Annotated in this window: 18 protein-coding genes; 4 read left to right on the top strand and 14 right to left on the bottom strand. The window is 31.7% G+C overall.

What is annotated here, in order from left to right; translation table 11 throughout:
* Positions 1–24: 24 nt before the first annotated feature.
* The 4 genes from ABID96_RS09585 to ABID96_RS09570 form a co-directional block, all read right to left on the bottom strand.
* Positions 25–387, bottom strand: a complete 363-nt coding sequence (locus ABID96_RS09585) for a hypothetical protein (RefSeq protein ID WP_192601806.1) — start codon at positions 385–387, stop codon at positions 25–27.
* A 78-nt stretch (positions 388–465) separates the two neighbouring features.
* Positions 466–1398: a manganese-dependent inorganic pyrophosphatase gene (locus tag ABID96_RS09580; RefSeq protein WP_192601805.1), complete on the bottom strand. Its 933-nt coding sequence runs from the start codon at positions 1396–1398 to the stop codon at positions 466–468.
* 187 nt (positions 1399–1585) lie between these two features.
* Entirely contained in the window at positions 1586–1744 is a 159-nt protein-coding gene (locus tag ABID96_RS09575) for a hypothetical protein (protein ID WP_192601804.1), read from the bottom strand.
* Between the two features lie 72 nt (positions 1745–1816).
* Positions 1817–2509, bottom strand: a complete 693-nt coding sequence (locus ABID96_RS09570; RefSeq protein WP_192601803.1) for an SDR family oxidoreductase — start codon at positions 2507–2509, stop codon at positions 1817–1819.
* A gap of 109 nt (positions 2510–2618) precedes the next feature.
* Between ABID96_RS09570 and ABID96_RS09565 the strand changes: the two genes are divergently transcribed.
* A complete protein-coding gene (locus tag ABID96_RS09565; protein WP_192601802.1) occupies positions 2619–3974 on the top strand; it encodes an MATE family efflux transporter in 1356 nt (451 codons plus the stop codon).
* A 337-nt stretch (positions 3975–4311) separates the two neighbouring features.
* Here ABID96_RS09565 and ABID96_RS09560 read toward each other — a convergent pair whose 3' ends face one another.
* The 3 genes from ABID96_RS09560 to ABID96_RS09550 form a co-directional block, all read right to left on the bottom strand.
* Entirely contained in the window at positions 4312–5040 is a 729-nt protein-coding gene (locus tag ABID96_RS09560; RefSeq protein ID WP_192601801.1) for a GntR family transcriptional regulator, read from the bottom strand.
* A gap of 64 nt (positions 5041–5104) precedes the next feature.
* Positions 5105–5887, bottom strand: a complete 783-nt coding sequence (frlD, locus tag ABID96_RS09555) for a fructoselysine 6-kinase (RefSeq protein WP_192601800.1) — start codon at positions 5885–5887, stop codon at positions 5105–5107.
* A 335-nt stretch (positions 5888–6222) separates the two neighbouring features.
* Positions 6223–7431: a serine hydrolase domain-containing protein gene (locus ABID96_RS09550; protein ID WP_192601799.1), complete on the bottom strand. Its 1209-nt coding sequence runs from the start codon at positions 7429–7431 to the stop codon at positions 6223–6225.
* Positions 7432–7608: 177 nt separating this feature from the next.
* Here ABID96_RS09550 and ABID96_RS09545 point away from each other — a divergent pair, with 177 nt between their 5' ends.
* Complete coding sequence (locus ABID96_RS09545; RefSeq protein ID WP_192601798.1) at positions 7609–8238, top strand: trimeric intracellular cation channel family protein; 630 nt, start codon at positions 7609–7611, stop codon at positions 8236–8238.
* 58 nt (positions 8239–8296) lie between these two features.
* On the opposite strand, the gene ABID96_RS09540 is transcribed toward ABID96_RS09545, so the two are convergent.
* Positions 8297–8845 carry an NADPH-dependent FMN reductase gene (locus ABID96_RS09540; RefSeq protein WP_192601797.1) on the bottom strand — a complete coding sequence of 183 codons (549 nt, stop codon included), beginning with the start codon at positions 8843–8845 and terminating at the stop codon, positions 8297–8299.
* 237 nt (positions 8846–9082) lie between these two features.
* Here ABID96_RS09540 and ABID96_RS09535 point away from each other — a divergent pair, with 237 nt between their 5' ends.
* Both ABID96_RS09535 and ABID96_RS09530 read left to right on the top strand, forming a co-directional pair.
* The gene (locus tag ABID96_RS09535) at positions 9083–9331 is read left to right on the top strand and encodes a hypothetical protein (RefSeq protein WP_192601796.1); all 249 of its coding nucleotides are present in this window, start codon (positions 9083–9085) and stop codon (positions 9329–9331) included.
* 106 nt (positions 9332–9437) lie between these two features.
* Positions 9438–10352: a DMT family transporter gene (locus ABID96_RS09530; protein WP_192601795.1), complete on the top strand. Its 915-nt coding sequence runs from the start codon at positions 9438–9440 to the stop codon at positions 10350–10352.
* Positions 10353–10866: 514 nt separating this feature from the next.
* Here the strand turns inward: ABID96_RS09530 and recQ are convergent.
* From recQ to ABID96_RS09500, 6 genes are all read right to left on the bottom strand, one after another.
* Positions 10867–12975 (bottom strand): DNA helicase RecQ, encoded by a 2109-nt coding sequence (gene recQ, locus ABID96_RS09525; RefSeq protein WP_192601794.1) that lies wholly within the window; start codon positions 12973–12975, stop codon positions 10867–10869.
* A gap of 44 nt (positions 12976–13019) precedes the next feature.
* Positions 13020–13460: a YaiI/YqxD family protein gene (locus tag ABID96_RS09520; protein ID WP_192601793.1), complete on the bottom strand. Its 441-nt coding sequence runs from the start codon at positions 13458–13460 to the stop codon at positions 13020–13022.
* Positions 13444–14160 (bottom strand): pseudouridine synthase, encoded by a 717-nt coding sequence (locus ABID96_RS09515; RefSeq protein WP_192601792.1) that lies wholly within the window; start codon positions 14158–14160, stop codon positions 13444–13446. The genes ABID96_RS09520 and ABID96_RS09515 overlap by 17 nt, the downstream gene beginning before the upstream one ends.
* A 145-nt stretch (positions 14161–14305) precedes the next feature.
* On the bottom strand, positions 14306–14809 hold the full coding sequence (locus ABID96_RS09510; protein ID WP_192601791.1) for an ankyrin repeat domain-containing protein: 504 nt from the start codon (positions 14807–14809) through the stop codon (positions 14306–14308).
* Entirely contained in the window at positions 14806–15297 is a 492-nt protein-coding gene (locus ABID96_RS09505) for a 5-oxoprolinase subunit C family protein (RefSeq protein ID WP_377896829.1), read from the bottom strand. Before ABID96_RS09505 ends, ABID96_RS09510 begins: the two co-directional genes overlap by 4 nt.
* Positions 15263–15757 (bottom strand): 5-oxoprolinase subunit C family protein, encoded by a 495-nt coding sequence (locus ABID96_RS09500; protein WP_377896828.1) that lies wholly within the window; start codon positions 15755–15757, stop codon positions 15263–15265. The genes ABID96_RS09505 and ABID96_RS09500 overlap by 35 nt, the downstream gene beginning before the upstream one ends.
* Between the last annotated feature and the right edge of the window lie 5 nt (positions 15758–15762).

Here is a 15762-nt window from a genome sequence, read left to right as displayed (position 1 = left end):
TTCCCCCTATATCGTTAATGAGTCTTAAGTACTCTTTTTCTTGCTTAAGTATTTATTAACAAAAAGTAATACATGCAAATAAAGTAGTGATGCAGGCACAGAAATGGAAAGTGTTGTAAGTGCTGATTGAGGATTAAAATCTCTTAGGTTTAATAATAGATCTAAAATAATTGCTGCCACTACATACATTAAAAATTGAAATACATATTTAGTATTAATTCTTAAAACTTTTACTAACAAATCCACTAAATATGACCAACTGATTCCAATTACTATATAAACGATACTGCTAACATATAAAGCAATCATATAAATTGGAGCAAATAATAAGCTACATAAAAGTGCAGATGTAAGTGCTGCAATTATTTTATGAAATAAATTCTTCATGGATGTAAATACCTCAATAAGTGGAAATTCAATGGTTATAAAAACAACAAAGCCCACAAAAGACTTTGTTGTTAATAATTAAAGAGTATTAAATGTATCAGTTAACACTGGTACGATTTGTTTTTTACGAGATACAACTCCTTTTAATAGAGCTGTATTATTTTCTAAAGTAACATTGTAAGCTTTTTCTACTGCATTTGTTGCAGTACCTTTTACAACTGCAATTGAATCATTTGTTAAGATATCAGTTACGACAAATAAGAATAAATCTAATCCTTTGTTAGAAACAATGCTTTCAAGAACTGATTCTAATTCTTGTTGACGAGCAAGTACGTCATTAGTATCAACTGCATTTACTTGAGCAATTTCAACTTTATAATTACCCATTTGGAATTCTTTAGAATCTAAAGATACTAATGTCTCGATTGATTTGTCTGCAAGGTTAGCACCTGCTTTTAACATTTCTAAACCGTATTCATCCGCATTAACTCCAGCAATTTCAGCTAATTCTTTTGCTGCAGCAATATCTTGATCTGTACAAGTTGGTGATTTGAATAATAAAGTATCAGAAATGATAGCAGAAAGCATTAATCCTGCAACTTCTTTCTTAATTGATACATTATTTTCTTTATACAATTTATTTAAAATTGTCGCAGTACAACCAACTGGTTCGCAACGATAGTAAAGTGGATCGCTTGTTTCAAAATTTGCAATACGGTGATGATCGATTACTTCAAGTACACGAACTTGTTCGATATCATCAGCACTTTGTTGACGCTCGTTATGGTCGACTAATATAACTTGGTTCGTTTCTATAGCCACTTTTTCTACTAAACGAGGCGCGTCTGATTTAAATGTATCTAGAGCATATTGAGTTTCAGCACTTACAACTCCTAAACGGATTGCTTCTGCATCTACGCCTAATGCTTTTTTTAACTCAGCATAAGCAATTGCTGAGCAAATTGTATCTGTATCTGGGTTTTTATGTCCGAAAACAAGAACTTTTTCCATCGAAATTCTCCTACCTTGTTCATATTATTATGTTGGATTCTTCATTATTTTTATGTACGTATATAATACCAAATCATTAAATCGTAAAAACTGTATAGAAATATTTGGGTATTACTTAAAACGCTTCAATAATAATACCATATCAACAAAAAAAAGAATAGCCAAATTGACTATTCTATACTAGATATTACTCTGAATTTTTATATGACATTGTTTTCGTAATTGGCTCATCTTTTGGCAGCCATTCAATCGGAATATCGTCCGCTGTATTAAGATCCTCAAGCAAAAGTTCATCTAAATTTTGATGACTATTTACTTCACTTTTTGCTGGTTTAGATTTTTTCATTTACCTTTCTCCTTCATCTATTTAGGCTTTGGAATCCTTAATAGTTTATGGAAAGGTAGGCATTCTATTAAATTATTTTACATTTTTTATAATGATTTCAGGGATTGCAATGTTTTTACGTGGTTTAATATTATCCATAATAATTTCAGCAATATCGTCTGGATTCATCATTTTAGATGTTTTATCTTGATCAAAAATTCCTGACCAGAAATCTGTATTCATTCCACCCATATAAGCAGCAAAAACAGAAATAGGTGTCCCAGTTAATTCAACAACTAAACTTTCTGTGAATCCCTTTACGCCAAATTTGCTAGCGCAATAAACTGATTCTGTCGCCTTTCCAATTAAACCTGCTGTTGAAACGATATTAACAATCGTACCACTATTTTGTTTTTTCATTTGTTTAAGAACTTCCTGTGAACAAAAAATCGTACCTTTTAAATTTATATCAATCATGTTATGTATATCTTCTTCACTTAATTCTTCTGCTAAATCAAATGATCCTACTCCAGCATTGTTAAATAATAAATCAATTTGTCCATACGTTTGAGTGATTGAATCAAATACTCTTTTCACATCACTTAATTTTGAAATATCAACAGTATGAATCGAATAATTGTTTGGTAATTCTCTTCCTATATCTTTTAATTTATTTTCAGTACGTCCTAATAAACAAATATGTGCGCCAATTTCAGAATATTTTTTTGCAAGTGAAGCACCTAGTCCACTTCCTGCTCCAGTAATTACGATTACTTGATTTTTCAATTCAATTCCAACTTTCTGTTCTAAGTTAATTTATAAACAAGATTTACTTATAGCAATTAAACCAAAACATGATACAATTGTAAAAGTGTTTGTTTAGGAGGTCGATCAAATGAATACGACAAAAAAGGGAAAAATATCTCACTTTTTCACACTACTACTCCCAATCCTTGTAACTCAAGTGACATTATTTTCGATGTCATTTTTTGATACGATTATGTCGGGTAATAGTAGCCCACAAGATTTAGCTGGTGTTGCAATAGGTGTTAGTATTTGGACTCCAATTAGTACTGGTCTTACTGGAATATTAGTCGCTGTCACTACAATGGTAGCTAATTTGAATGGCGCAAAGGAAGACAATAAAATTGCTCCGCTAGTTATGCAAGCTCTTTATTTAGCAGGATTTCTTGCAATTTTCATTATTTTAGTTGGAATGTTTTCAATTCAACCAATCTTAAATCATATGAATCTAGAACCGAAAGTTCATCGAGTTGCACTTCATTTTATTTTTTCTTTATCATTTGGAATTTTACCATTATTTTTATACACTGTTCTTCGTCAATTTATTGATGGCTTAGGTAAAACGAGAACGACTATGATTATTACGATTTTGTCTGTTCCGATTAATGTCATTTTAAATTATTTCCTCATTTTTGGTAAGGCTGGTTTACCACGACTTGGTGGTGTCGGCTCTGGTGTTGCATCTGCAATTACGTATTGGATCATTTTTGGTTTAGCTACTTATATTATTCATTCAAAAGAACCTTTTAAATCCTTCCGTATTTTTAAGAATTTTGTTCCAGTTTCAATTGCCACTTGGAAAAGTATTTTAAAGCTTGGCATACCAATTGGTTTAAGTATCTTTTTTGAAGTAAGTGTATTTGCGGTTGTTACATTATTATTAAGTGAATTTGATACAGAAACAATTGCTGCTCACACCGTAGCAATGAATTTTGCCAGTATGTTGTATATGGTCCCACTTAGTATCTCAATGGCATTAACAATAGCGGTGGGATATGAGGTCGGTGCAAAGCAATTTCAAAATGCCAAGGAATACAGTAAGATCGGTTTAGTCATGGCTTTATTAATTGCTTCATTCTTTGGTATTATTATCTACTTCTTTAGATATGATGTAGCTGGTTTATATACAAATGATTCGTCAGTTCAAGCGTTGGCTGGAGGTTTTTTAATATTTGCGATTATGTTCCAATTATTTGATGCATTCGCTGCGCCAATTCAAGGTGCATTAAGAGGTTATAAAGATGTAAATGTAACATTGTTAATGATGATTTTAGCCTATTGGATCATTGCCCTTCCGGTTGGTTATGTTTTAAAAAACACTGAATTAGGCGCAAAAGGATACTGGATCGGGCTAATTGTTGGTTTATCAGTATCGGCAATTACATTAACTTACCGCTTAATTCAATTACAAAATCAAAAGATTAAACTTGCAAAAGATATAGCATAAGTAAAATAAGACGTTTTATTCTCAATTGAATTGGACGTCTTATTTTTTATTTAATTTGAATGGAAGTACTCATTAATGAAGAAAATATTTTTGCGATGGATCATCGTCCTTACAGGATTGTATTCCTTATGCCATATATTATTCGGTTTTAATGAAACTAAAATAACTAGCAGAATGACTAGTGCAATTGAAGCTGGCTTTTTTTTTAGCATACTTCTCTATATTAACTTAAAAGAAAAAGAAAAGTTGAATAAATAACTTCCTTATTAAAAAAATTAGTAGATACAAAAAGGATAGCCACTATTAGCTATCCTTCATTTCGCTTTATGATTATGTATTATCTTGCTCGATGAACCGTTAAGTTTACTTTTTTTGTTTCACAAACAAAAGTAGAAAGATGCACTGGTTCATCATTCGAATCAAAAGCAATCTTTACAATTTTATAAAGATTAGAACCAATATCGCAATCTAATAATTTAGCATACTCTGTTGTTGCACCGATCACATCAATTATTTTATCGTTCGCAACGATTTCTGTTTGATATTCATTTGATAGAATTTTATATGTAGATTCATCTTTCGCAATTTTCTGTTCTAAATTTGGAAAACGTAGTAACGAATAGTATGCAATATCATAAAATAGCGGATAATCATTTACATACATTAACCTTTCTAATTCTAATACTGGACTACCCTCTTCTATGTTTAGGCGATTCGCTACCTCATAAGATGCTTCAATGATTTCACTTTTCAGAATTCGTGAATTAGGGATCATACCTAATTGATGGCTAAACTCTGAAAATCCACTTACAGAAATCAATTCATTATGAAATTTCTGATTTGTCACAAAAGTCCCCCTGCGAGGAATTCGGGTCAATGAACCTTCTCTTACTAATTCTTCAATTGCTTTTCTGATTGTAATACGACTCACATTATAAAATTCACAAAGCTCAGCTTCTGTAGGAATTTGTTCTTCTGGTTTATACTTGCCTTCCTTTATATCATCTTGGAGCATCTGTCTAATCTGCATATATAAAGGCTGGGTAGTTGAAGAATTTAATTTCATTTATCTTCATCCTTTTCCAATCTAGTCATTTATAGATTGATTATACATCGATAACTTGTTCTCGTCACCATGCACCAAAATAACTGATTGTTTTTGCGGCTGTTTCTGATCCTATTTGTAAACATTCATTCATTTCATTCCCTGTTAAACGACCAAAAAGGAATCCTGAAATAAATGAATCTCCCGCTCCCATTGTATCAACAACATTTCCTTTAACGACATCGCATTTATAAAATTGTTTACCATCAAAGGCTAAAGAACCATTTTCCCCTAAAGTAGCCACAACAACTTTTGAACCTAAATTGAAAACTTCCTTTAAAAACTCTCTTATATATGAATCGTCATTCGTATATGAGAAAAATGAATAATCAACATAGCGTGGTAATGTTTTAACTAGTTCGTGATGTAACTGATCGGAGAAATCGAATGAAGTTTGTATTCCTCTTTCCTTAAAAATTGATAAAAATGGATCTACATGCCCCCATATACCTGCATGTACTAGTTGGAATGTTTCTATATAATCAATCTCTTTTGCTGTTAGCGTAAAATCTGCCATAACTCCTTCATCATATTGTCCAAACTGACGATCATTATTAACTAATTCAACATATGTTATGGCTGTACTACCTTCTTTTTTAGAAACAAATGAAGCGTCCACACCTCTACTTTGAATTGCTTTTATCATTTCATCACCGTAGGCATCAGTACCTACCCATCCTATATATGCCGAATCTACACCCAAATCCTTTAAATACACACTTACATTAACCGGATTTCCTCCAGGGTAAGCCTCACCTCTATTTTGATATACGTCCATGCAATTATCTCCAACGGTTACGATTCTCACAGTTTTCCCCACTTCCATATGGTATTTTTAGATTTGCTCATAAATTGATAAAATTACAATTGGAGTTCTCTAAAATCATATTTGTTATGTCTTGTATTGTAACAATATATTACATTATTCACAATCTTTTTTTAACAATATTTTCTGATTAAATCCACCTTCTTGCTCAAGCCTTTCATTTTTCCCCTGTTATTAATTAGCTAGTGCAAATGAAGTTTTTTTCAAATAAAAATAGGAAGTCAGATTACCTTATCTAACTTCCAGAATCAAAAATTTGGATAACACTTAAACTAAGAGAATTTAATTAAATTCAATGTATTATATAAACTAATTTATTAATCAATATACTGTTTAATTGTATGTTTAAAAATTACTTCAGCTAATTCTTTTTCAACATCTAACCTACTATTGTTTTGAAGATTGATACTTGCTCCGTTTAATATAAAGATCATCCCAAACTTCTTTTCTTCATTCCAAAATAGATTACTAATCAGACCATATGCCTCACCAGCATGACCAATCATTTCTTTATAATCCGATAAGAAGTCATGGCTAATATGAAGACCTAAACCCATCTTCGAGAAAAAGTGTTTCTCCTCTTCTCTCATCCAGTGTACTGATTTCATCATATTCAATGTTTCTTCCTTAAGCAAACTTGTTCCATTAAATTCTCCATTCATTAGTGCTCGTAAAAACTTACTTAACTCAAATGCAGTAGTACGTAACCCTCCCTGTGGTTCAAATAAACCACCATGCGTTCCAGGTATATAATTTTTCAAAGAATCGATATTAAATTTAGTTACAGTTGCGTCTTGAATTGTAACCATATATTTTTTCGTATTTTCATCTTTTACATATAAATTGCCGAATTCATGGTCCTTTTTCATTCCAGCATAAGAAAAAGCAACATTTTCCATACCTAGAGTTTTAAATATATTTTGCTGAATAAAAGAATCGAATCGATTTCCTGAAACTTGTTCAATAATTGCTCCACATATGATCGCACCAATATTAGAATATACCCAATTTGAAGATGTCCCCGGCTGCCAATCTCCCCAAATTTGAGGAGTATAGTATTTTCCCCCTGGTACTAATAGTTCTTTAAGACTTACACTAGGACTGGCCTGACCATCTTTAATGAATTTTGCATAAATACTGTTAGATTCTTCGTCTGACGTAAGTGAAGATGTGTGAGTTAATAGTTGCTTTAACGTTATAATTAAATTTGGATGCTTTGGATTTCTTACTTCAAAACCAAGATAGTCACTAATATCACTATCCAATGTTAATTGTTGTCTTTCAAAAAGTTGCATGATTGCAGTTGCAGTAAATAACTTTGAGATTGATGCAATTCTAAACATCGTATTTTCTGATACTGATTGCATGTTTTCGACGTCCCGATCACCAAAGGAATCAGACCAAATAACTTGTTCTTTATATACAGACACTGCTTGACATCCAATAATTTTATATCGTTTCATAATTTCTTCTAATTCTTGATAAAAAACTGTTGAAACATCATTTTTGTTTGTTATATTACTCATTTTTGCTCTCTCCTGTTCAAATAAATATTGTATGTTAATCAGTTATTTTGCTGTTATTTTCTTTGACGAAAATTTTTTTTAAAATGAAGCGTTTTCAAAACTATTTTAATATTGTAATAGAAACTTCATGTTGTTAAAATGAGTCTTATGAAATTGTTTGTTAGGGGATAGAGAAGAATGATTTTAATCGAGGTTTTTGTATATGCAGGAATTATAGCGGCTAGTATCTCTGGTACTTTAGTCGGAATTCAAAAGAAATTGGATTTATTTGGTGTTGTTTTTTTAGCTGCATGTACAGCTTTAGGTGGAGGATTAATTCGAGATATCATTTTAGGTCAATCCGTGCCTAACGTATTCGTAAAGCCTCAATATTTTATTGTAAGTACTGTCATTTCTATTTTAACATGGTTATTTTATCAACGTACATTACAGTTTCAAACTACTTTAATATTAACAGATGCAATTGGACTTGGTGTATTTACAGCGGTCGGTGCGTATTCTGCAATTGACCATGGATTAAAAGGAGCATTCTTAATTGTTTCAATGGGTTTAATCACTGGAATCGGTGGTGGAATTATGAGAGATGTGTTCGCAAGGGAAATACCACTTGTTTTCCAAAAAGAAATCTATGCAATTGCAGCAATTGTAGGCTCTGTATCCATTCTGTTAACGAATGAAATTTTCTCAAAATTATCATCACTTTATATTTGTTTCGTTATTACAACACTTATTAGAATTATTGCGGTTCGTTATAAAGTAAATTTCCCAATTCGTAATGTAAATGATAAATCTTTCAATATGGAATAAATACTATATTATAATGAATGGCCCTAAACTAGAGTTGACTAGTAGAGGGCCATTTTAATTAGAAGCTTTTTGATTCTAAAAATTCTTTATATAAAATTTCTTTTTGTACATATTCTTTTAATTCATCAATCACTTCAGTAACTTTTGTAAAAGCATCCTCTTTCACTGAGAAATCATTTTCAATGAAATCAAGCGGATCTAAAACTAGTTGTTTTGGAATTGCATTTCCATAAACACCTCTTACTACTATTCTTGCATTATTAAGCGCGTTAATGCCACCTTTTCCTCCACCAGCAACTGCCAATAAAGCAATCGGCTTTTTCTTAAAAGGTTCAGAACCAAATAGTTCGATTAAATTTTTTAATGTGCCGCTCATTGCATTATTATACTCAGGTGTACATAACACAATTCCATCTGCTTGAATTAATGTATTTCGAATTGATTTTACAACATCTAATTCTTTTTGTTCAGCTTCACCATTATATAAAGGTAATTCACCTAAAGATAAATCTACTAATGAAAAATTAAAAACATTCACAAGTTGTTTTGTTAATATACCAGTTCTTCCAATTGCTCTTGGTGAACCATTTACTACTACAATATTCAATATAATTCTCCTCACTATATTATGATGATGTACAAGATTATGTTTCGACAACTTTTCTTAAAATCCTTCTAGGAATCTTATATTAATATTATAAAAGAAGATTTTTGAATTGCCATTTTTCTATTTTAAAATAAGTTACTTTGTCATGATATTACTTGAATTTAAATAATATAAAGGTTGTTTAAATCTCAATATTGAATATAGATAGTTAAAGATGGAAAAAAATGGAGGAATCATATGAAGAAGCATTTAGGGAAACTTTCAATTCTCTTTCTTTTAGCAGACATACTTTTCGTATTGTCCATACAAGGCAAGTATATAAATCATGCATTTGCATATATAACAATATTTATCTTATTTCTACTTTCGGCTATATCTGCGTTTTATAGTGAAGGTGTTTGGAAAAAAATCTCTTTAACACTACTTTCCATTATATTTCTCGTGTTCATAGGATATTTCGTACTAGGCGTGCTAGCATTTTTATAAAATAAGATTTGAACAAAAACAAGGAGTTACTTTTTTATAATTGATACTTCATCATATTTTCTATTATACTTATTTGACAGAATATTTAATTTAAGAAGGTGATGTTATGACAAAACAAGAGGACAACAAGAAAGCAACGATTAGTATTATCATCGCAATGGCTATTTTTGGTACTATTGGATTTATTGCCCCAAAAACGGGACTTAAAGCAATTGATTTAGTATTTATACGATGTATATTTGCCAGTATTTTTTTATTTTTAGTTTGGTTTTTATCTGGCTTATATAAAAACGAAGTCTATCATAAAAAAGATATTTCTCTATCACTTTTTAGTGGTGTCTTACTACTTTGTAATTGGGTTTTCTTATTTAAATCATTTGAAAATTTATCAGTGACAATTTCGATCTCCATCTATTATTTAGCACCTGTCATATTATTCTTAGTGGGAAGCCTAATTTTTAAAGAAAAGATAACACTGATACCACTACTTGGTGTTTTTAGTAGTTTTATTGGATCAATCCTACTATCAGGTATCAACTCAGATTTTACTTTTAAAACACTTCTTTCTTCTGGTGTAATTTGGGCATTTCTTGCTGCAATTTTTTATGGCTTTTTAATGATTGTTAATAAAGGAATCACTCAAACAAGTGCATATTTTACGACACTCTTACAAACTACACTAGGCTTTATTTTACTTCTCCCTTTTGTAAAATTTAGTGCTTTCCAAAACCTACATATGGAAAATTGGACTTTTATATTAATTATTGGATTCGTACATACTGGCGTGATTTATGCTTTATTTTTTGGGAATATTCGATTTCTTCCTGCAAATACAATTGCTGTCCTTACATTTTTAGATCCTGCAGTAGCGATTGTACTAGATACCGTGATAACTGGCTTTAAGCCAACCCCTCTTCAAATCGTTGGAATTTTCCTTACTTTTTTAGGAATCGCATTAATCATGTTACTCAATTCTACTAAAAAAGAAGTTAGTAATTCCTCAAAAAAGATTGCAAATTGATCAGAATTAAGTAAAAAGAAAGACAACTTCATTGTCAAATTATACTAAAAGTACTATAATATAGTCATTAAGAATATACTAAAAAGAGATGTGCTGCATACACATCTCCTTCCGAGTAGTAATTGTAAAGTTGCTTCCTCGGACCTAGTGAATATAGCCACCACATCCATTCGAGGGGTAGGGTGGTTATTTTCTTTTATTCAAAGAAACGACGATACCGATTACACTTAAGATTACAGTTGATGTTATTCCAATACTTTGGATCACTAGTGTTGCAATCTCATAACCAGTCACCATATCACCTCCCTTCAACCGAAGAAAGGCACCTACCACAACTCTACTCTACCTAATTTTACCATAAAGAATGATAGAATACCAGAATATATGTTCTGTTTTTTTCTGCAATAAATCATTAAAAATTACTAGTCTGGAATTTTTAAATTAAATTTTCTAGTATGTAAAAGAGCTTCCAATAGTGGAAGCTCTTTTTTGTTTAAATTTATTGGACCTAACTTTAAATTCCAGCCTTCATAATTGCCGCTTTGATCATGAAATAACTTATATCAGCATTAAGCTCTTCTTTGATTGGTTTTAACTTTTCGCTTCCTACCAATTTAATCGCGGCATTTATCTCTTCCTCTATATCATTTGGTAAAATTTCGCCCCATTCAAAAGTCGTATCCTCCACTGCACCTTGAAGAATATGGCTTTCAATCGTTACTGGATTTAATCCTCTTTGTTTAGCGATTTCTTTAATATTTAAACCTTCTTTATATAAATCATATGAAATTTCATGTGAAGGTATCTTGTCCTTCATTGAAGAAATGGAAGGTTTAACTGATTGTTCAATTTGGTTTGCTGCCTTATATGCCTGAATTAATTCGATAAATTGCTTACCAAATCGTTGCTGCTTTTGAAGCCCTACACCTTTCGCTTCTAAAAATTCTTCGTCTGTTTCAGGCAATAACTTACATAAATCTCGCAAAGTGCTATCAGAAAAAATAACAAATGGTGGAACACCTAATTCTGTGGCAATCTCTTTACGCAATGCACGTAATTGTTCAAATAACTCACTGTTTGTAGAAGTTGCTTCGACAATAATATCTTCTTTTTTCATTACTTGAACTTTATTTAAAAGCACTTCTCTCCCCCTATTTGTTACATTTAATAAGGGAAATTTACCATCGGTTACACCTATATATTGTTCTGACGTTAAAAAGTCAATTAAGTCTCCTACATTTTTTAACGTACGATTTTTTAACAGTCCATAAGTTGATAATGTCTGGAAGTTAAAGTCTAGCAATTTTTTATTTGACGAGCCAGTTAATACTGAAGCAACCATTGTTTTTCCAAATCGTTCACCCATTCTGATAATACATGATAAGACGATCTGAGCATCTTTTGTAATATCAATAGAAGAACGTTGATCGATACAATTACTACATTTTCCACAGTTTTGATCAGTTTGATCTCCAAAATAGTGAAGAATAAAAGCTTGTAAACATGTTTCTAAGTAACTGTAATCCTTCATTGATTGTAGTTTTTGAATTTCTTGTTTTTCTCTATTAAAATCATGAGTTGACTGCTCAATTAAAAATCTTTGGATTTGTACATCTTGCGCATTAAAAAGTAAAATACATTCACTTTCTAATCCATCTCGCCCTGCTCTTCCTGCCTCTTGATAGTAACTTTCCATGTTTTTAGGCATTTGATAATGAATCACGTATCTCACATTAGATTTATCAATACCCATGCCAAACGCATTTGTTGCTACAATGACATTTATATCATCCTGAAGAAATGCATCTTGTTGTCTTGTTCTTTCGCCATCACTTAAACCTGCATGATATCTTCCAACTGACACACCAAGTTTTTTCAATTGTTCTGTTACTTTATCAACTTCTTTTCTAGTGGCAGCATAAATAATTCCAGCTTCATTTTTATTCTTTTTTACATAATTAGAAATATAATCAAGTCTATTTTGTCCTCTAATGACTTTAAATGACAGATTTTCTCTTCCAAATCCTGTGATAATTGCACTTTCCTCGTCAACGCCTAATTGTCTACAAATATCAGATTTTACTTGTGGGGTAGCCGTTGCAGTTAGGGCAAGTATTGTAGGATTAGACGGTAATTTAGAAATTAAATCTTTAATTCTTAAATAACTTGGTCTAAAATCGTGCCCCCATGATGATATACAATGTGCTTCATCTACTGCCACTAGTTTAATAGGCAATTGCTTTAACTGATCGATAAAACTTTCAGATTCAAGTCGTTCTGGTGCAATATATAGAATTTTATATTCTCCGATGCTTAAATCCATCAATCTTTCATTTACCTCATGATATGAAAGTGAACTATTGATAAAAGTGGATGGTATTCCTACTTGGTGTAGGGAATCAACTTGGTCTTTCATTAAAGAGATTAGTGGAGAAATGACGAGGGTAACTCCTTGGAGTATGGTCGCTGGAATTTGGTAACAAATTGATTTCCCTCCACCCGTCGGCATTATGCCAGCCGTGTGTTGACCAGACAAAACTCTTTCAATAATTTGTTCTTGTCCTTTTCTAAAATGATCATATCCGAAATATTCCTTTAAGTTCTTCCTTGCTATAGTTAACATGCGTTCCTCCTCTTTTGTAGATTTTATTCCTTCACTTTATTGTACTACATTGTAATCGTCGTTAAAATTTTTCTTAAACCAATTTCAAAATTTGTATTATCTTCTTTTTGACGTTTTTTAGGTCCTTTAACTCTTCCACCTGCATTACGAATTTTCTTTGAAACATAACGTGAATGAAGGAGTGAATCAATGTTTTCATTCGTATATTGATGACCATTTTGATTTAATACATATGCTTGCTTTGATAAAACCATAGCAGCTAGTCCATAATCTTGCGTAATAATTACATCACCTTTTGTTACTCTATTAACTAACGCAAAATCAACAGCATCTGCACCTTGTGAAATGATGATTGTTTCTGCCCCTTCTCTTTGCATAATATGCGCAGTATCACATAGTAAAAGTACTGGGACATTAAACTCTTTTGCAATTTGTATCGTTTCATTTACAACTGGACATCCATCTGCATCAATTAAGATTTTCATTCATTTCTTCCTCTTTCAATTGATTTATAAGCAATTTTAATTCTATATCTGATAGAGATCTCCATTTTCCAACTTCTAGATTCTCTAAATGAATGTTCATAATTCGAATTCTCTTCAGTTTTACTACTTTATATCCGAAATGCTTAGCCATTTTACGAATTTGACGGTTTAATCCTTGTGTTAAAACAATACGAAATGTACATTCATCCACTCTCGTCACATCACACTTTTTTGTTATGATATCACCTATTGGCACCCCATCAGACATTCCTATTAAAAATTCATGATCAAATGGCTTATCAACCGTTACGATATATTCCTTTTCATGCCCGTTTTCACTATGTAGGATTTTATGAGCTATAGGTCCATCGTTTGTAAGGATAATTAGACCCTCTGAATCTTTATCGAGCCTTCCAACCGGAAACAATCTTTTCGGATAATTAACAAAATCTATTATATTTCCTTCTACAGTATGTAAACCTGTACATGTGATACCAACTGGTTTGTTTAATATGATATAATCCTTTTCGTTTGATAATTGGATCACTTCACCATTTATTTCTACAATATCTTGATGATCAACCATACTATTCTTTTCCGCAAGAACACCATTTATTTTAACATCACCAGCTGCAACAAGCCTTTCTGCTGCGCGTCTTGAACAATATCCTGATGCACTAATAAAAACATTTATCCTCAAAACAATTCCTCTTTTACATAACTTTTATATCATCATAACAAAAAGTGTTGTGACAATACAGCGATCACAACACTTTTTGTTTATTAACTCATATATAAACAGAAATTTGTTTTTTTTAAAATCCACATTAAACAAAGGCTTTTTTTTAGTTAACCGCTTGTGATAAATAATGAATAAATTCAGTAAGATTACGTTCTTCAGCAATTTGGAAAGGTGTTTTACCAGCATTGCTTTTATATATTTTTGCGCCATTTTCTATTAACAGTTTTGCTATTGAAACATTTCCTTCGAACGCTGCGATATGTAAAGGTGTATGTCCTTCACTATCTTTGTTATTACAATCTGCTCCGTTTAATAGTAGATACTCTATCGTTTCAATTGATTTAGCCCCTGCAATTGCGGCGTGTAGTGCCGTATTTTGTGGGATGAATGAAATTTTCGAATGTGAAATTGCATTGATTTCTGCACCATGTGACAATAAATTTTTTACAACTTCAATTTGTCCAAAATGTGCTGCAATGCCTAATAGTGTTAAACCATTTTCATTTTCCTTATTCACTAGTAATGGTTGCTCACTTAATAGCTTGTCTACTAATTGATAGTCTCCAGTCTCAGCGGCATGAAATAAAGTTGTTAATATTTCTTTCATGAAGATCTCTCCTTTATTATGTTTTGCCTTTCTAATAGTAAATGCCTTAGAAATCTTTCATACTCAATATTTCGATTTCTCGCACACTCTATATCTATTGCAACTAAATTAATGTAATCGCCTTGCTTTGCTTGAGATAAAATTGTTAAATCAGAGTGAATAATCGTACCTAATGTCACATATCCACCAGTCGTTTGACAATCAGCGAGTAGAATGATTGGCTGCCCGCTCGGTAAGATTTGAATTGTTCCAAAAGTCGTACCCTCTGAAATTATATTGGCATTAAATTCTTGATTAATCTTTTTATTCGTACTTAAATACATGCCCATTCTATTGCTTGTTCCTATTAATAAATTAGTAGACAATTCATTGATTAAATCAGCTGGTAACAAGTTAAAATGACTACTCTTTATATAGTGAACCACTTTTTTAGTTGAGTAGTTTGGTTGCCATTCATAATTTAGGCCGATTAAATCCCGTTTTTTCATTATGGTACCCATGAATTATCATACCTTTAAGAATGTCAGTACCTAACTTTGCAAGTACATAAGAAGATTGGCTCTCAAAATCTACTTTACTACAAATACCATCTGGCACTGCAATATAAGCGTAAACGCCACTTTTAGCGCCATGAAAAGTTAAGATATCATTTTGTTTCAATCGAATCACTCGATACATCGGAATTGTTTGTCCATTAATTGTAGGTGATAAATCCGCTCCTGTAATAACGACATCCACATCATGACAAACTTTTAAAATCGTACCACCCATGGCAACTTCAATACTCGCAACATCACGTTTGTTCCCAAGCAATAAATTACCACATTGATAAGCTAATTGATCCATAGCCCCGGAAACTGGTATGCCCATATGTCTAAAATTCTTTCTGCCCATGTCTTGGATTGTAACTAGTACTCCGACCTTTAACACTTCAAATAAAGAAATCAATATCA

The organism is Gottfriedia sp. OAE603 (assembly GCF_040543965.1).
GTDB classification, from domain to species: Bacteria; Bacillota; Bacilli; order Bacillales; family Bacillaceae_G; genus Gottfriedia; species Gottfriedia solisilvae.
Note: the sequence above shows the minus strand (reverse complement) of the source record. Positions and strands in the feature narration are given on the sequence as shown.